General features: G+C 69.2%; 16 protein-coding genes. 8 read left to right on the top strand and 8 right to left on the bottom strand.

Features of this window, described 5'->3' with window-relative positions:
- Position 1: 1 nt before the first annotated feature.
- Positions 2-868, bottom strand: coding sequence for a diaminopimelate epimerase (gene dapF, locus C8P69_RS18480; protein ID WP_108178919.1), 867 nt, complete (start codon positions 866-868; stop codon positions 2-4).
- Between the two features lie 129 nt (positions 869-997).
- On the opposite strand from dapF, the gene C8P69_RS23590 reads away from it, so the two are divergent.
- A complete protein-coding gene (locus C8P69_RS23590) occupies positions 998-1,834 on the top strand; it encodes a GyrI-like domain-containing protein (protein ID WP_146167376.1) in 837 nt (278 codons plus the stop codon).
- 72 nt (positions 1,835-1,906) lie between these two features.
- On the opposite strand, the gene C8P69_RS18465 is transcribed toward C8P69_RS23590, so the two are convergent.
- Positions 1,907-2,143 carry a hypothetical protein gene (locus C8P69_RS18465; protein ID WP_108178916.1) on the bottom strand — a complete coding sequence of 79 codons (237 nt, stop codon included), beginning with the start codon at positions 2,141-2,143 and terminating at the stop codon, positions 1,907-1,909.
- Complete coding sequence (locus C8P69_RS18460) at positions 2,140-3,195, bottom strand: GNAT family N-acetyltransferase (protein WP_170118295.1); 1,056 nt, start codon at positions 3,193-3,195, stop codon at positions 2,140-2,142. Before C8P69_RS18460 ends, C8P69_RS18465 begins: the two co-directional genes overlap by 4 nt.
- 198 nt (positions 3,196-3,393) lie before the next feature.
- Here C8P69_RS18460 and C8P69_RS18455 point away from each other — a divergent pair, with 198 nt between their 5' ends.
- From C8P69_RS18455 to C8P69_RS18445, 3 genes are all read left to right on the top strand, one after another.
- Positions 3,394-4,425, top strand: a complete 1,032-nt coding sequence (locus C8P69_RS18455; RefSeq protein WP_108178914.1) for a LysR family transcriptional regulator — start codon at positions 3,394-3,396, stop codon at positions 4,423-4,425.
- Between the two features lie 109 nt (positions 4,426-4,534).
- Entirely contained in the window at positions 4,535-5,464 is a 930-nt protein-coding gene (locus tag C8P69_RS18450; protein ID WP_211353845.1) for a ring-cleaving dioxygenase, read from the top strand.
- A gap of 51 nt (positions 5,465-5,515) precedes the next feature.
- Positions 5,516-6,133, top strand: a complete 618-nt coding sequence (locus C8P69_RS18445; RefSeq protein ID WP_108178913.1) for an alpha/beta hydrolase — start codon at positions 5,516-5,518, stop codon at positions 6,131-6,133.
- 57 nt (positions 6,134-6,190) lie between these two features.
- Here the strand turns inward: C8P69_RS18445 and C8P69_RS18440 are convergent, their stop codons facing one another.
- The gene (locus C8P69_RS18440) at positions 6,191-6,721 is read right to left on the bottom strand and encodes a L,D-transpeptidase (RefSeq protein ID WP_108178912.1); all 531 of its coding nucleotides are present in this window, start codon (positions 6,719-6,721) and stop codon (positions 6,191-6,193) included.
- A gap of 295 nt (positions 6,722-7,016) precedes the next feature.
- Between C8P69_RS18440 and C8P69_RS18435 the strand changes: the two genes are divergently transcribed.
- A complete protein-coding gene (locus C8P69_RS18435; protein ID WP_146167375.1) occupies positions 7,017-7,829 on the top strand; it encodes a hypothetical protein in 813 nt (270 codons plus the stop codon).
- A 104-nt stretch (positions 7,830-7,933) separates the two neighbouring features.
- Positions 7,934-8,191, top strand: a complete 258-nt coding sequence (locus tag C8P69_RS18430) for a hypothetical protein (RefSeq protein WP_108178910.1) — start codon at positions 7,934-7,936, stop codon at positions 8,189-8,191.
- Positions 8,192-8,233: 42 nt separating this feature from the next.
- On the opposite strand, the gene leuB is transcribed toward C8P69_RS18430, so the two are convergent.
- The 4 genes from leuB to C8P69_RS18410 form a co-directional block, all read right to left on the bottom strand.
- Positions 8,234-9,346, bottom strand: a complete 1,113-nt coding sequence (leuB, locus tag C8P69_RS18425; RefSeq protein ID WP_108178909.1) for a 3-isopropylmalate dehydrogenase — start codon at positions 9,344-9,346, stop codon at positions 8,234-8,236.
- A 122-nt stretch (positions 9,347-9,468) separates the two neighbouring features.
- The gene (locus tag C8P69_RS18420) at positions 9,469-10,569 is read right to left on the bottom strand and encodes a DUF4167 domain-containing protein (RefSeq protein ID WP_211353844.1); all 1,101 of its coding nucleotides are present in this window, start codon (positions 10,567-10,569) and stop codon (positions 9,469-9,471) included.
- 382 nt (positions 10,570-10,951) lie between these two features.
- Positions 10,952-12,007, bottom strand: a complete 1,056-nt coding sequence (locus C8P69_RS18415) for an aldo/keto reductase (protein ID WP_108178908.1) — start codon at positions 12,005-12,007, stop codon at positions 10,952-10,954.
- A gap of 54 nt (positions 12,008-12,061) precedes the next feature.
- Positions 12,062-12,712 (bottom strand): arylesterase, encoded by a 651-nt coding sequence (locus C8P69_RS18410; protein WP_245902125.1) that lies wholly within the window; start codon positions 12,710-12,712, stop codon positions 12,062-12,064.
- A gap of 93 nt (positions 12,713-12,805) precedes the next feature.
- Between C8P69_RS18410 and C8P69_RS18405 the strand changes: the two genes are divergently transcribed.
- Together C8P69_RS18405 and C8P69_RS18400 are read left to right on the top strand one after the other, a co-directional pair.
- A complete protein-coding gene (locus tag C8P69_RS18405; protein WP_108178906.1) occupies positions 12,806-13,528 on the top strand; it encodes an ABC transporter ATP-binding protein in 723 nt (240 codons plus the stop codon).
- Entirely contained in the window at positions 13,525-16,104 is a 2,580-nt protein-coding gene (locus C8P69_RS18400) for an ABC transporter permease (RefSeq protein ID WP_108178905.1), read from the top strand. Before C8P69_RS18405 ends, C8P69_RS18400 begins: the two co-directional genes overlap by 4 nt.
- Positions 16,105-16,222 lie beyond the last annotated feature (118 nt).

Genomic DNA, 16,222 nt, shown 5'->3' with positions numbered 1-16,222 from the left:
GTCAGGCGGCTGTCGCGAAGAGAGCCGGGTCGAAGCGGCCTTCGTGCTCCACCTCGGTCGGGCCGGTCATGACGACATGGTTGTCGTCGCGCCATTCGATGTGGAGGTCGCCGCCCGGAAGCGAGACGGTGGCGGCGCGCCCTGTCCGCTTGGTGCGGGCGGCCGCGACGAGCGCGGCGCAGGCGGCCGAGCCGCAGGCGCGGGTGATGCCGACGCCGCGCTCCCAGACCCAGAGCACGATGTGGTCGCGGCTCTTCACGCCGGCAAGCGAGATATTGGCCCGCTCCGGGAAGATCGGGTGGTTCTCCAGCATCGGCCCGATCTTCGGCAGGTCGTAGGCATAGGGATCGTCGACCCAGAAGATGGCGTGCGGATTGCCCATGGAGACGACCGAGGGCGAATGCAGGATCGGCGCGTCGATCGGACCGATCTGCAGCTCGATGGCCCGGGTGTCGCGAAACTCCTCGGCCAGCGGGATGTCCTGCCAACCGAACTTCGGCTCGCCCATGTCCACCGAGAAGGCGGCGGGGCCGACGCGACGGCAGGCGAGGATGCCAGCGACCGTCTCGACGAGGAAGCTCTCCGTGCCGTCCTCCTCGGACAGCACCCAGGCGACGCAGCGCGTGCCGTTGCCACAGGCCCCGGCAAAGGAGCCGTCGGTGTTGTAGATGCGGATGAAGCAACGGGTGCCGGGGGTGCGCGGCTTGTGCAGCACCATCATCTGGTCGAAGCGGGAGCGTTCGTCCGCCGCGATGGCACGCGCCTCCGCCGCGGTCACGACATGCGCGGAGGCGCGCAGATCGACCACGACGATCTCGTTGCCGGCGCCGTTCATCTTCCAGAACGGATGGTTGGCGAGCGGGCTCATACCTGAAGGACCGGGTCGGATGGCGTTGTGAGGGGCCTGTGACGACGGGGACACATTGCGTTGGGCCTATATAGGCTATCCTCGCGTTTGTCGAAATGCCCGGGGCGCATGACCCCGCGGAGGGGTGCCATGAGGACCAGCGCGATCATCACGACGGGCAACGTGGGACTGGTGGGCGGCGGGGGGCGGACCATGGCGGGAGCCGCGGCGTGGCTGGCGCTTGGTCTCGCCGCGGCTATGGCGCAGCCAGCGCCGAGCACCAATCCGCCGGCGGCCAGCGCCCCTGCCAGCGTGGCGCCCGGGCCCACAGCCCCGGCAACCGCCGCCGCGCCGAGCGCCGAGGCGCCAGCGCCTGCCGCTACCGCGCCGGCGGCTGCCCCCGCTACTCCTGCCGCCGCTCCGCCGCCTGCCACGGCGGCCCCCGTGACGCCCGCGCCCGCGGCACCCGCCGCCTCGGTCCTACCGACCGACGAGGCCATTGCCGCGGCGGGCTTCGCCGACGAGGTGATGCTGGAGGCAAAGCCCGCACTGGTGCGCAGCGGAAAGACCGTCTGGGATGACCTCTTCGGCGCCTTCCGCCGCACCATCGCCGAACTGAAGGCCGTGGCTGCGCGAGAGGGGGCCGAGATCACCGGGCCTCCCATGGTGCGCTTCCTGTCATCCTCCGACGACGCGGTGGATTTCGAGGCGATCCTTCCGGTGAAGGATACGGCCAAGCCGGCGGCCGCCTATGCGCCCGCCGCGCCTGGAACGACGCCGGCCGGCAAGACCCTGCGCTTCGTCCATCACGGCGGCTATGACACCATGGAACAGACCTACGACGAGATCGCCAACCATCTCGACGAGCGCAACATCCTGGCCGAGGACGCCTTCGTCGAGGAATATGTGAGGGATCCCGACACCACGCCGGAAACCGCCATGGCGATCTTCATCTACGTCTTCCCCAAGGCCACGCCGACACGCTGAGCCCAGCCGGCCGACAAGCGAGGGCCGGCGCCGCGGTTGCGACGCCGGCCTCCCATGCCCAAGCGGGAAGCGTCAGGCCTGATCTTGCGTCGGGCGCGTCGGGAAGATCTTCACGACGTTGCCGTTGCGCGACTGCCACTCCTTCTCAAGCTCCAGCACACCCATCTCCAGGCAAAAGGTGGCGGTGGCGCTGAAGCCCTTCGCCTCGTAGGCGACGGCTCGCGCTGCGCCGATGAGCGCCAGCAGCGCATCATCGGACGTAGTCGCATCGCCATTGAGGGGCGTGACGGGCTTGCGGTTCGTTCTCACGTATCGATCCTCCCTTCCAGATGTGACGGCTCGTGCCAGCGCCCCTCCGGCCGGATCAGCACGGCAGGGCCGGACTGCGGCGTCAGGGCGTCGGGTTTCGCGGAGACGATCAGGTCGCCCTCGAAATAGGTGGTGTCGGTGAGGTAGCGGATGCCCTCGCCGGAACGGCGGACGAAGCCGAAGCGCTCCCAGAGCGGCGCCACGTCAGCGGCGGCATGGCCATAGAAATGGGTGTAGCCCTTGGCCCGGCCGAGATCGATGGCCGCCTGCACCAGCTTGAAGGCGAGGCGGGTGCGACGGAAGCGCGGCAGGACCGCGAGCCGCTCGACCTTCGCGAAGCCGGCAAACCACCTGATGCGGATGCAGCCCGCCGGCTCGTCGCCGACATAGCCGATGAGGTGGGTGGCGCTGAGATCGTTGCCGTCCACATCCTCGCGATAGGGGATGCCCTGCTCGCCGATATAGGCGGCGGCGCGCATGGCGAGCACCATGGTGAGCTCGGAGAGGTCGTGGACCACCTTGATCCCGATCGCCGAGTCCTCGGCGCCGGGCACGTAGCTGTCGTAGCTCGCCACCGGCGGCGCCTGCATGGGCAGGTGCATGAGGTCCTTCAGGTAGTGGCGCTTGAAGCTGGCGCCCTGGACGAAGCCGATGTTGAGGAAGAACTGCAGCGCGCGCTCGTTGGCGGCGCGGCAATACATCGGCAAGCCACGGTACTTCGCCGAGGTCATGCGCTCGAAGACATGGGCGATGCCACCGGCCGTCTCCGGTCCGTTCATGACGCCCCAATGATAGACCGCCGCCGGGCGCTCATGTTGCCGGCAGATGAACTGCAGGTCCGGATCGCCCGTATCCAGGCGGCCGTCAAACAGCGCGGCATGGCCGTCCGCGGTCAGCGGCAGGAAGGCGAGGAACCCCATCGCATTGCCTGTGGTATCGTCGGTGTAGCCACCGCGCGCGAAGACGGAGATGCATTCGGGATTGTGGCGGAAGATCTCGAGGACCTTCTCGGTACTGGCGAGGCCCTCGATGCTGGTCCTCGCCTTGGCCATCAATTCTTCAATGATCGTAGGAGTTGGGGTGAAAGCGACGATGGAGCGAGCGTAAACAGCCGGCTGGAGACTGCGGGCATTCCTGCTGCGGTTGCGATTGCGGCTGGATGAGATAGGCTCTTTACTCTGGAACATGGCAGATACCCCTGGGTTACGCGGGAACAACACAGGGATGTTCGCAAATGAGGTTGTAGCTGCATGTCCTCAAAACGCGCCGACGTGGCCCATGAACGAGACCACATCGACACGGCCTTCAACTGGGACGATGTCCGCCTCTTCCTGATTCTCGCGCGGACCGGGAGCCTGCGGAGGGCTGCCGCGGAGGCCGCAATGTCGCGTAGCGCCTTGATGCGCCACATCGTTCACCTGGAACAGCGGACCAATTGCGTCCTCTTCCGCCGCACCAAGCAGGGAATGGTGCTGACCGAGGAGGGCGAGAAGGTTCGCACCGCCGGAGAGGCCATGCTGCAACAGGCGCGGCTGCTGAGCCACGTCTCGCAAAGGGCGAAACCCGGGTTGCGCTCGACGGTGAAGCTCGGGATCACCGAAGGGCTCGGGACCTTCTGGCTGGTGCCGCGCATCCTCGACTTCTCGCTGGCGGAACCGACCGTGCAGGTCAGCATCAAATGCGACATGCGCCCCCCCGATATCGAGGGGCTGGAGGTCGACTTCGCCGTGCAGCTGGAGCGACCGGCGGCCTCCGACCTCATCGTCACGCGGCTGGGCTGGCTGCACATCGCCTTTTTCGCCTCAGAGCGCTATGTGCGCAGCTACGGCGCGCCGGAGACGCGGGCGGATATCGCCGCCCATCCGTTCATCGAACTGGTCGCCAACCAGATCCCGAGCCAGGCACTGCAGGCGGACGTGACGCGGGAGGACCACCGCGCCTTCGTGGGCCTGCGCGTGAACACCAGCTCCGCCCAGGTGCTGGCCGTGACCAGCGGGGCGGGCGTGACGGCGCTGCCGACCTACGCGCGCGCGCTGGCGCCGAGCCTCGTCCACGTCGCCCGCGACTTCCACATCCCCCGCGACATCTGGCTCGTCTACCATCCGCGCGCGGCGGACCTGCCGCATGTGCGCAAGGCGATCGAGTGGGTGAAACGCTCCTTCGACCCGCAGCGCTATCCCTGGTTCGGCGAGGCCTATATCGAGCCCGACAAGATGCATCTGCTCGCAGCCGAACGCGGCTCGCTCTTCTCGGACTTTCAGGCGGCCGAAGCCTTTCGTTAGCCTCGCACGTCCCGCTTGCGGCGCTGCAAGCCGATTGCTGTGGCGGCGCCGGGGCCTACGCCTATCTTGGCCTCACGATACGCGGACACCGCGTCACCAGGAGGCCATCATGTCCCTCGGCATTCACCACGTCACCGCCATTTCCGGTCCCGCCCGCCGGACCCTCGCCTTCTACGGCGAGGTCCTTGGCCTGCGCCTCGTCAAGAAGACCGTCAATTTTGACGATCCCGGCACCTATCACCTCTATTTCGGCGACGAGGCCGGCAGCCCTGGCACCATCCTGACCTTCTTTCCCTGGGAGAATGCCGGTCCCGGCCGGCTCGGCATTGGCCAGACCCAGGAGACGGTGTTCCGCGTGCCCGCCGAGTCGCTGGGCTGGTGGACGCATCGCTTCGTCGAGAAGGGCGTGCCGCACGAGGCGATCGAGAAGCGCTTCGGCCGCTCCACCCTCGCTTTCCGCGACCCGGACGGCATGCGCCTCGCCCTCGTCGGCGTGACGGAGGCGGCGAGCGAGCCCGCATGGGCCGCCGGCCCCGTGCCGGCCGAGGCCGCAATCCGCGGCTTCGACGGCGTGTCACTGCTGGTCGAGAAGGGCGAGAAGACGGCGGCGATCCTCACCGACGTCTTCGGCTTCGAGCCGGCCGGCACGGAGGGCACCACGACGCGCTACATCGCGCCGGGCGTCGCCATGGGCGGAACCGTGGACATCCGCGTGGCCGGCGGGTTCCTGCCCGGCCGCGAGGGTGCGGGCTCGGTCCATCACATCGCCTTCCGCGCAGCGGACGACGCCGCGCAGGAGGCCATGGTGAAGCGCCTGCGGGAGGGCCACGGCCAACGGGTCACGGAGCAGCGGGACCGGAACTACTTCCGCTCCGTCTATTTCCGCGAGCCGGGCGGCGTGCTCTTCGAGATCGCCACGGACGTTCCCGGCTTCGCTGTCGACGAGCCGGCCGCGACCCTCGGCGAGGCCCTCAAGCTGCCCGCTGGCCTCGAGCCTATGCGCGCTCGCATCGAGGCGGTCCTCCCCGCCCTCACCTGACAGCCCAGCGGGGCCGCGCTTCCGCGGCCCCGCCTTCCGGGAGAGATCACCATGACCACCACCGCGACCGACTTCATCCACCGCTTCGTGCCCGGCACCACGGCCGGAGCGGCCCCGCTCCTGCTGCTGCACGGCACCGGCGGCGACGAGACCGACCTGCTGCCGCTTGGCCAGATGATCGCACCGGGTGCTGCCCTGCTGTCGCCGCGCGGCAAGGTGCTGGAGCACGGCATGCCGCGCTTCTTCCGCCGCCTGGCCGAGGGCGTCTTCGACCATGAGGACGTGGTCCGGCGCGCCCACGAACTCGCCGATTTCGTGGCCGCCGCCGGGGAACGTCACGGGCTCGGGAAGCCGGTCGCGGTCGGCTTCTCCAACGGCGCCAACATCGCGGCGGCGATGCTCCAGCTGCGGCCCGATGCCCTGGCCGGCGCCGTTCTGATCCGGGCCATGGTGCCTCTGCCGGTCGCTCCGGCGTCCGACCTCGCGGGCAAGCCGGTGCTGATCCTGTCGGGCGCCATGGACCCGATCATCCCGGAGGCCAATGCCGCCGAGCTCGCCCGGCAGCTGTCGGCGGCCGGGGCAGCCGTGACCCATGAGGTGCTGCCCGCCGGCCACCAGCTGACCCAGTGCGACATCACCCTGGCGCGGGACTTCCTCGCCGGTCGCTGAAACGAGGAGGGGCCGCCCCGGCGGAGCGGCCCCTCGAACTCTGACGAGCGGTTTGACTCAGCGGGTGACGACCACCTGCGTACCAACGCTGACGCGGTTCATAAGGTCGACCACGTCCTCGTTCAGCATGCGGAAACAGCCGAAGGACGCGGCCGTGCCGACGGAACGGCGCATGCCCTCCGTGGTGCCATGGATGGCATATTCGCCACCGGCCAGGGTCAGCGCGCCCTCACCCATCGGATTGTTCGGGGCACCGCCGGGGATGACATCCGGCAGGTTCGGATTGGCGCGGCGGACGACGGCCGGCGGCGACCAGGCGGGGCGCACGTGGCGGCCATTGACGACGGTGCGGCCCTCCCACTGCTCCGAGGCCCGGCCGACCGCGACGCGATAGCGGATCGCCATGCCGTTCTCTTTGATGAGATACAGGCGCCGCTCGGAATTGCGGATGACAATGGTGCCGGGTTCGGCATTGAAATTGACCCGGACGATCTCCCGGGCTTCGGCCTGATGCGGTGCCGAGATACCGGCCAACGCGCACAGAGAGAAAACAGCGGCCAGCAGAGGCCGCTTCCAGACAGTTCCCATGACCCACTCCCAAGCCGCCCTTTCCACCCGGCGGCACGCGCCGAGGAAGACGGGCGATCGGTTTCTCTTCCCTTGTCGAGAGAGGAAAAATCGCGGCGAGAGTCAACGAGTCCTTGCGCTCCTGACATGTCGTGGCGGCGACTCTGTTGCATAGCCGCAACGCTGCCGCGGCCAGCGGCGTGAACGGTCATAAACCATTCACCACACAACACATTCACCGACGGTCAACCATGTCCTTCAACCGCCCGCTGAAGGCTGGTCCGCCATGGTCTGCACAAGGCTGGAGGACGGGTCGGTGTACAGCGCCGTAGAGCCCAGACTGAAGATCCAGGACAGGCGGACGACATCCGCGCTGCTGGCCCTGTGCGGCTTCGTGGTCCTCGCCTGCCTGCCCATCGCGCTGTTCTGGTCGATCGCCGCCGGCGACGTCACCCCATCGGCCACCATCCGCCCGACGCTCGCACCGCCGCCCGTCGCCAGCGAGCCGCTGGAGCCGACCTGGCGCACCGTGGCGAACCGCCATGCCGGGTTCGACGTGGACGCGCCGCGCTGGCGCTCGCTTGGTCAGGAGACGCTTCTCCAGCGCCGCTCCGACGGCCTGTCGCGGGAGGTTTTCCAGTTCGGGAATGCCAGCGACTTCCGCCGCCACGCGGCCATCGTCATCGATCGCGGCGAGATCGATGCCGTCAGCCCGCTGGCGGGCCTCACCGCCATGTTCGCCGATCTCGGCGTGCCGGCAACGCGCGTCATCGCCAATCCGCTCCCACTCGTCACCAAGTTCGGCCCCATGGCCACTGCCGACATGGCGATCGAGACCGAGGACAACGGCAAGTCTTGTCTCGCCTTCGCCCTGCGGGAGGCGGAGGCCGGCATCGCCATCGCCGGATGGGTCTGCAATGGCGGGCCCGAACTGGTCAGCCGGCAGGAGGCGAGCTGCTTCGTCGACCGCGTCTTCTCCGTCGGCGTCCGCGACCAGCAGGTGGCGGCCATCTTCGCCAAGGCCGAGCTTGCCCGTCAGCCCTGCCCCGCGCCGCCCGCCGGAGCCCAGCCCGCGCCCGTCTCCGAGCGCAACGGCCGGCCGGCACCGCTCCGCCTCAACCGGCTCTGAGCCGTTTCGCGGCAAGCCAGTGCGTTAACGATTCGCTCACCGTTAACCACGCCTTAACCATAAAAATTGCAGGATCGCCGCCAACGCGACACGAGGAGGCGGCGATGGCTGTCGGATCGATCGGAACAGCAGGGACGGGCACGACGGGTGCTGCGGGCGATCGCGCCGGCGGCTCCAATGCCAGCGCCGTGCGCCCGGCCGAGACCGCTCCGAAGACGCGCGTCGCCAACGTCACCGTGACCCTTTCGCCGGAAGCCCGCCAGCACCTGTCGCGGCTCGAAGGCTTCACGGCCACCATCGGCACGTCGAAGCAGCCGAAGCAGATGACCAAGCCTGGCATCAACATCGACTTCCGGACCTGAGCGGACAGCCGCGGGCGCGAGGCCCGCGGCGCGCCCCGGCCTTTAGCCGGCGAGGTGCTGCAGCTCCTTGATGATCGCGTCGCCCATGGCGGCGGTGCCCACCACATGGGTGTTGTCGGACTTGATGTCCGCCGTGCGCAGGCCGCTGGCCAGCACGTTGGTGACCGCCTTGTCGAGCATGTCGGCCGCCTCGATCGCCTTGAACGAATAGCGCAGCGCCATCGAGAAGGACGAGATCGTCGCGATGGGGTTGGCCGCGCCCTTGCCGGCAATGTCGGGGGCCGAACCATGGACCGGCTCGTAGAGCGCCTTGCGCTTGCCGGTGGCCGGATCCTCGGCGCCGAGGGAAGCCGAAGGCAGCATGCCCAGCGAACCGGTCAGCATGGCCGCGACGTCGGAAAGGATGTCGCCGAAGAGGTTGTCGCAGACGATGACGTCGTACTGCTTCGGCCAGCGCACCAGTTGCATGGCGCAGTTGTCGGCGAGCACATGCTCCAGCTCGACCTCGGGGAACTCGGCCTTGTGGACGCGGGTGACGACCTGCTTCCACAGCACGCCCGAGCGCATGACGTTGTGCTTCTCGGCCGAGGAGACCTTGTTGCGACGGGTCTTGGCGAGCTCGAAGGCGACGCGGGTGATCCGCTCGATCTCCGAGGTGGTGTAGAGCTGCGTGTCGACGGCGCGCTGCTGGCCGTCCTCAAGGGTGACGATCTCCTTCGGCTCGCCGAAATAGACGCCGCCGGTGAGCTCGCGAACGATGAGGATATCGAGGCCCTCGACCACCTCAGGCTTCAGGGAGGAGGCGGCGGCAAGAGCCGGAAAGCAGATGGCCGGGCGCAGGTTGGCGAAGAGGCCGAGATCCTTGCGCAGGCGCAGGAGGCCCGCCTCGGGACGCTTGGAATAGGGGACATCCGCCCACTTCGGGCCACCGACGGCGCCGAAGAGCACCGCATCGGCCGCCTGCGCCAGCGCCATGTCACCGTTGGAGATGGCCTCGCCATGGGCGTCGTAGGCGGAGCCGCCCACAAGTCCGCGTTCGGTCTCGAAGGCGGCAACGCCCTGCTTGCCGAACCAGGCGACGACCTTCTCGACCTCCGCCATGACCTCGGGGCCGATGCCGTCGCCGGGCAGGATCAGGAGCTTGTGGGTGGCCATGGGCGTTAGTCCTCGCGTGAACGTCGCGCGGCTCTAGCGCCCCGCCTGCCCGAGGGCAAGCGCCCGAAAAGCAGAAGGGCGCCCCAACCGGAGCGCCCCTCGCCGATACGACGGCCTCGCCGTCACTCGGCGGCGGAGGTCTTCTCGTCCGGTCCACCGGCCGGATCGTCCTCGACCCGGGGGGTGCGGCGGCGGGCGCGGGGCGCCTTGGGCGCCGCCACCTCGTCGGAGGCCGCGACGGCCACCGGGGCGCCGCCGGTGATGAAGGAGGGCAGGCCGAGGCCGGCGGGCTCGTCACGGTCCGCCCGATCCTGACGCTCGGGCCGCTCGGCGCGCTCAGGGCGCTCGGGCCGGTCCGGGCGATCACCGCGGAAGTCCTGACGATCCTGACGCTCGGGGCGATCAGGACGGAACTCCTGACGCGGAGCCTCGCCCGCCGGGGCACCACCGCCCTCGCCGCCTTCGAAGCCGCCGGCCTCGCGGCGGGCCTGACGCTCGGCGAAACGCTCGGCACGACGGCGCTCGAAGCGCTCGCGGCGAGACTCGTAGGGACGGCCATCGGGACGCGGACCGTCACGGAAGCCCTCCTCGCCCTCGGCGCCCAGATCGGGCTGGTCACCGCCAGCCTGTTCGGGCTGGGGACGCGGGCGATCCTGGAAACGCTGGCCCTGGAAACGGTCGCCCCGGTCGCGATCCCTATCACGGTCGCGGTCGCGGTCGCGGTTCTGGCCCTGGAAGTCGCGCTGACCCTGGAAGTCGCGGTTCTGGCCGCCCTGATAGTCGCGCTGGCCCTGGAAATCGCGGGGCTGGCCACCGAAATCGCGCGGCGGCTGGTGCGGCTGCTGTGGCTCGGGCTTGGCGATGGGGGATTCGAAGCGCTTGTCGAAGAGCGAGGCGAAATCGTCGTCATCGTCGCCGTCGTCACCCTCCTCCTCGACCTGGCCCTCCTGGCGCGGCATCTGCTGCTGGCGAAGCTGCTCCTGCGCGGCGGCGATGAGGCGGAAATAGTGCTCGGCGTGCTGCAGGTAGCTCTCGGCGGCGACCGGGTCACCCGAGGAATGCGCGTCGCGCGCGAGCTGCAGGTACTTCTCGCCGATATGCTGGGCCGTGCCGCGGATCTTCACGTCCGGGCCATTCGACTCGTAGCTGCGCGAAAGCGGGTTCGGGCCCTTGCCGCCGCGGTTGTTGCGGCCGCGCATGCGCTTGTTGTTGCTGTTCCTCATGTCGGTCCTTTGTCGACCTCCTCAAGCGGAGCCCGCGACTGTCGCGCGGAGCGTCCGGATCCATCGGGCCGGGCCTTGCGGGTGTCACGGGCCATGAAGCCCGGCCTCGCGGCCTCGGCAGTCCAGTGATCTTCAGGGTTCGGGGCCGCGGTCCTCGACCGGGCCCTGCGGCGCGCCTCGGGCGCCGACGTCCTACTTCCGGGTGCGGATCACGGCGCCCCTCGCGCCCCTCCGACGTTTCTAGCCCGCCAGATCTGTTTGATGTTGGGATCGACGCGCGGATATGACCCCGGCCCGCATCGAATCTCGTCTTGAAAATTCTTAGCCCGTCCGTTGCGGAATTCCAAGCGCTTTTCTCGGGTGCCCGGCCACACCGCCCCGCTCAGGGTGCCGGATTGCCGCGCAGCTGATGGACCCGGTCGATAGCCTCCAGAACGGCGGGAGAGAGCAGCACCTCGCCAGCATCGATCGCCGTCTTGAGCTGTGCCATGCCCGTGGCGCCGATGATGGCAGAGGTGACGAAGGGGCGGCTCACGACGAAGGCAATGGCGAGGGTCGCCGGATCCAGGCCTGCCTCGCGGGCGATCCGCACATAGTCGCGTACAGCCTCCTCCGAGCCGGGCTTCTGGTAGCGCTGCTGGCGGTCGAAGAGCGTGACGCGCGCGCCTGCGGGGCGGGCGCCGTCGAGATACTTGCCAGTGAGAAAGCCCTGCGCGAGTGGCGAATAGGCGAGCAGGCCGACGCCCTCGCGCATCGACACCTCGGCCATGGCCGTCTCGTAGGTGCGATTCATCAGGTGATAGGCGTTCTGCACGGTCTGGACGCGCGGCAGGCCCCGCGCCTCGGCTTCCTTCAGGAAGGTCATGGTGCCCCAGGCGCTCTCGTTCGAGAGGCCGATGAAGCGCACCTTCCCGGCCTTGACGAAACCGTCGAGCACATCGAGCTGCTCGGCGATGGCGGTCTCGTCGGGACGCGGTGTCCAGAGCTCCGGGTCGAAGCGGGTCGGATTGGCACCGAAGGGCGCGGGACGCTCGGGCCAGTGGATCTGGTAGAGGTCGACATAGTCCGTGCCGAGCCGCGCCAGGCTCTGGTCAAGCGCCACCTGCATCTGCTGGCGTGTGAGCCGGGTCGGAGCGCCATCGGGGCGGAGCCAGGTCATGGCCCCTGCGCCGGCGACCTTGGTGGCGATCACGATGTCGTCGCGCTTGCCGCGCTTCTTCAGCCAGGAGCCGATGATCCGCTCGGTGGAGCCCCAGGTCTCGGCCTTCGGGGGGACCGAATACATCTCCGCCGTGTCGAAGAAGGTGATGCCGCGGGAGACGGCATAGTCCATCTGCTGGTGGCCCTCGGCCTCGGTGTTCTGCTCGCCGTAGGTCATGGTGCCGAGGCAGATGACGGGCACGGTCAGGCCGGAACGGCCGAGGGGACGGGTCTGCATGGGACAGGTCTCGCGGGGATGAGCCCTCGTCGTTAGGTGGGGTGCCGGTGGCCGTCAACCGCCACGGCGGGATCGCACCTGTGCGATCAGTTCCTCGACCTTCGGCAGGATGCGCCGGACGATGACGTCGACGCCGCGGCCGTTCGGATGCATCCCGTCGGCGAGGTTCAGGTCGCGCTCGGCGGCGACGCCTTCGAGAAAGAAGGGATCGAAGAGCAGGCCGTGCTTCGCCGCGAGATCCGGGAAGATCGGGTTGAAGGCCGCGCCATAGGTAGAGCCCATGTTCGGCGGGGCGATCATGCCGGTGAGCAGGATCGGGATGTTCCGCTCCTTAAGCCGGGTGATGATGGCGTCGAGGTTGCGGCGGGTGATCGCCGGGTCGATGCCGCGCAGGGCGTCGTTGGCTCCGAGCTCGAGGATCACCGCATCCACGCCGTCGCCCACGGCCCAGTCGAGCCGATCGAGACCGCCGGACGAGGTGTCGCCGGAAACGCCGGCATTCTCCACCGTCACCGCCACGCCCTTCGCCCGAAGCGCGGCCTGCAGCTTCACCGGAAAGGCATCGGCGGGCGGCAGCTGGTAACCCGCGGTGAGGCTGTCGCCGAGAGCGACGATGGTGACAGGCCGCGGCGTCTGGGCGGTCGCCGGCACGGCCACGATGAGGGCGGCGCAGGCGGCGGCAAGGCCGATCACGAACTGTCGCACAGGTGGTCCCTTCCCAAACAAGGCCATTCCCGCCATCTAGGGTTCCGTGTGCACCGCCGCAATGTGCGGCCTCTTCGATGGACCATCGCGCCGATGCAGCCCGCCGCAGCTCCTCCCGCCTCCCGCCCGGCCATTGTCGTCGACAAGGTCGAGCTGTCGCTTGGCCGCGGCGCTTCGCGCGTCCATATCCTGAAGGGACTGACGCTGAGCATCGCCCAGGGCCAGTCGGTGGGCCTCGTCGGGCCCTCGGGATCGGGCAAGTCGACCCTGCTCATGGTGATGGCGGGGCTGGAGAAGCCCGATTCCGGCACGGTGACCGTCGCCGGCACCGAGATCACCAGGCTGGATGAGGACGCCCTCGCCCGTTTTCGCGGCCGACATGCCGGCATCGTCTTCCAGTCCTTCCACCTCATCCCGACCATGACGGCGCTGGAGAATGTCGCCGTGCCGCTGGAACTTGCCGGCGAGGCCCATGCCTTCGAACGCGCCGCCGACGAACTTGCCGCCGTCGGCCTCGGCTCGCGGCTCGACCACTACCCGACCCAGATGTCCGGCGGTGAGCAGCAGCGCACGGCACTGGCGCGGGCGCTCTCGGTGCAGCCGGAAATCCTCTTCGCCGACGAGCCGACCGGCAATCTCGATGAAACCACCGGCCGCACGATCATCGACCTGATGTTCGCCAAACAGGCCGAGCGCGGCGCGACCCTCGTCCTCGTCACCCATGACCGCAGCCTTGCCGAGAGTTGCGATCGCGTCGTGCGGCTTCGCTCCGGCGTCATCGTCGAGGACAGCCGCGCCCCGGAGGCGGTGGCGTGAGCAACTTCGTCGCGCGTCCGTCGCGCTTCCCGACCGCCATTCGCCTGGGCCTGCGCGACCTGCGCGGTGGCATCCGCGGCTTTGGCACCTTCATCGCCTGCATCGCCCTGGGGGTCGCCGCCATTGCGGGCGTCGGTTCTTTCGCGCGGGGCCTCGTCGAGGGCCTCGAACGCGAGGGCCGGGTCATCCTCGGCGCCGATGCCTCGTTCCAGCTGCTCCATACGGAGCTGCCGGCTGCCGTGGTGGCGGCGCTGGGCGAACGCGGCACGGTCGCCACGATGGCGACCACCCGCGCCATGGCGCGCACGACGGCAACGGGCGATGCGACGAAATCCTCGCTGGTGGAGCTGAAGGCCGTCGATCCCGGCCTCTATCCGCTGGTCGGCAGGCTGGAGACGGAACCGGCCACCACCGCCGCCGCGGCGCTGGCCCCACGGGACGGCCTGCCCGGCGCGCTGGTGGAGGCTGCCCTCCTCGCCCGTCTCGACCTCAAGGTCGGCGACAGCCTCATCCTCGGCGACCGGCCGCTGCGCATTGCCGGCGTGATCCGCTCCGAGCCCGACCGGCTCGCCGGCGGGCTCGGTTTCGGACCGCGGCTCATCCTGTCGCTTGACGCCTTCCGGGCCTCCGGCCTCATCCAGCCAGGCTCGCTCATCCGCTGGATGTACCAGCTCGACCTCGGCTCCTCGCAGACCAGCGAGGCGGATATCCGCCGCGTCGTCGCCGACATGCGCTCCCGCTTCCCCGATGCCGGCTTCGAGGTGCGGACGCGGATGAACGCCTCGCCGCAGCTCGCCAGCCAGATCGAGCGCTTCTCGCAGTTCCTGACCCTGGTCGGCCTCACCGCGCTCCTCGTCGGCGGGGTCGGCGTCGCCAATGCGGTGGCGAGCCTGGTGGACCGCAAGCGCGACGATATCGCGACGCTGAAGGCGCTGGGCGCCACCGGCGGCCTCGTCTTCGCCGCGACCCTGACCCAGGTGGGCCTGCTGGCGCTGGTCGGCACGGCCATCGGTCTCGCTGCCGGCGCGGCATTGCCCAGCCTCGTTGTCGGCGCCTTCGGCAGCGTCATTCCGATCCCCGTCTCTACCACCGTGCAGCCGCTGGAGCTGGCGACCGCCGCCGCCTATGGGCTGCTCGTGGCGCTGGCCTTTGCGCTCTGGCCGCTCGGACGCGCCCACGACATCCCGGTCTCCGCGCTGTTCCGCGACACGGTCGACGGCACACGGCGCTGGCCGCGGCCGCGCTATCTCGCGCTCGTCGCCGGAACGCTGGCGGTGCTGGTCGGCCTGTCGGTCGCAACCTCCTTCAACCCGCGCCTCGCCATGGGCTTCATGGCGGGCGCCGCCGGCATCTTCGTGACGCTCCGGCTGGTCGCCGCCGGCATCATGGCCATTGCGGCGCGAATGCCGCGGGCCCGCAACACCAGCCTGCGACTGGCGGTCGCCAACCTGCACCGCCCCGGCGCGCTCACGCCCTCGGTGGTGCTGTCGCTCGGCCTCGGCCTGACGCTTCTCGCGGTCATCGCCCTTGTCGATGCCAGCTTCCGCCGGCAGATCGAGGACGCCCTGCCGGCCCGCGCGCCCTCCTTCTTCTTCGTCGACATCGTCAATGCCGAGGCGCCGCGCTTCGATGCCTTCATCGCCGAGAAGGCGCCCGACGCCGAACTCAATCGCGTGCCGATGCTGCGCGGCCGTTTCGTTCGCCTCGGCGGACGTCCGGTCGAGGAGATCCGTGCCCGCGACGACATCGCCTGGGCCCTGCGCGGCGACCGCGGCATCACCTATGCGGCGAGCGTCCCGCAGAATTCCCGCGTGGTGGAGGGATCGTGGTGGCCGGCCGACTATAACGGCCCGCCGCTCGTCTCGTTCGACGAGCGCATGGGCCAGGGTTTCGGCCTGAAGATCGGCGACGAGGTGACGGTGAACGTCCTCGGCCGCAACATCACCGCCCGGATTGCCAATTTCCGCAACATCCAGTGGGACAATCTCGGCATCAACTTCATCGTCGTCTTCTCGCCGAACACGTTCCGCGGCGCGCCCCATGCGCATCTGGCGACGCTGACCTATCGCCATGCCGCGACGGCGGCGGAAGAGATCGCCCTGCTCCAGCAGGTCGCCAGCGCGTTCCCCGCCGTGACAACCGTACGCGTGAAGGACGCGCTGGAGGCGGTCGGCCAGCTCGCCACCCAGATCGGCACCGGCATCCGCGGGGCGAGCATCGTCACGCTGGTGGCGGCGATCCTCGTCCTCGCTGGCGCGCTCGCCGCCGGTCACCGTGCCCGTGTCTATGACGCGGTGATCCTGAAGACGCTCGGTGCGCCGCGCGCCATGCTGATCCGAACCTATGCCACCGAATATGCCCTGCTGGGCACGGTGACGGCGCTGTTCGGGCTGGCGGCGGGATCGGTCACGGCCTGGGTGATCACCACCCGGGTGATGAACATTCCCTTCGCTTTCGCACCCCTGGAGGCCGCCCTCATCATCCTCCTCGCCATCCTTCTGACCGTCGGTTTCGGCCTTGTCGGGACCTGGCGGGCGCTCGGCGAGAAGCCGGCCCCGGTGCTGCGCAACATGTGAGGAAAGCCGCCCGGCGAGCCCTTGCGACAAAGGACCGCACCGGCAAACCCGCATGCGCCTGCGTCAATGAGGAAGCTTGTATCCTGCGCTGCGTCAGCCATATTTCGGACGAAGGGCG

Origin of the sequence: Phreatobacter oligotrophus, from assembly GCF_003046185.1 — a bacterium.
GTDB classification, from domain to species: domain Bacteria; phylum Pseudomonadota; class Alphaproteobacteria; order Rhizobiales; family Phreatobacteraceae; genus Phreatobacter; species Phreatobacter oligotrophus.
The sequence above is the reverse complement of the archived record's forward strand: the minus strand, read 5'-3'. Positions and strand labels throughout refer to the sequence as shown.

Excerpts from the sequence above, each read along its gene's own strand:
- dapF (WP_108178919.1), bottom strand. The coding sequence starts at position 868 with ATGAGCCCGCTCGCCAACCATCCGTTCTGGAAGATGAACGGCGCCGGC.
- C8P69_RS23590 (WP_146167376.1), top strand. The coding sequence starts at position 998 with ATGAGGACCAGCGCGATCATCACGACGGGCAACGTGGGACTGGTGGGC.
- C8P69_RS18460 (WP_170118295.1), bottom strand. The coding sequence starts at position 3,195 with ATGGCCAAGGCGAGGACCAGCATCGAGGGCCTCGCCAGTACCGAGAAG.
- C8P69_RS18455 (WP_108178914.1), top strand. The coding sequence starts at position 3,394 with ATGTCCTCAAAACGCGCCGACGTGGCCCATGAACGAGACCACATCGAC.
- C8P69_RS18450 (WP_211353845.1), top strand. The coding sequence starts at position 4,535 with ATGTCCCTCGGCATTCACCACGTCACCGCCATTTCCGGTCCCGCCCGC.
- C8P69_RS18445 (WP_108178913.1), top strand. The coding sequence starts at position 5,516 with ATGACCACCACCGCGACCGACTTCATCCACCGCTTCGTGCCCGGCACC.
- C8P69_RS18440 (WP_108178912.1), bottom strand. The coding sequence starts at position 6,721 with ATGGGAACTGTCTGGAAGCGGCCTCTGCTGGCCGCTGTTTTCTCTCTG.
- C8P69_RS18430 (WP_108178910.1), top strand. The coding sequence starts at position 7,934 with ATGGCTGTCGGATCGATCGGAACAGCAGGGACGGGCACGACGGGTGCT.
- leuB (WP_108178909.1), bottom strand. The coding sequence starts at position 9,346 with ATGGCCACCCACAAGCTCCTGATCCTGCCCGGCGACGGCATCGGCCCC.
- C8P69_RS18420 (WP_211353844.1), bottom strand. The coding sequence starts at position 10,569 with ATGAGGAACAGCAACAACAAGCGCATGCGCGGCCGCAACAACCGCGGC.
- C8P69_RS18415 (WP_108178908.1), bottom strand. The coding sequence starts at position 12,007 with ATGCAGACCCGTCCCCTCGGCCGTTCCGGCCTGACCGTGCCCGTCATC.
- C8P69_RS18405 (WP_108178906.1), top strand. The coding sequence starts at position 12,806 with ATGCAGCCCGCCGCAGCTCCTCCCGCCTCCCGCCCGGCCATTGTCGTC.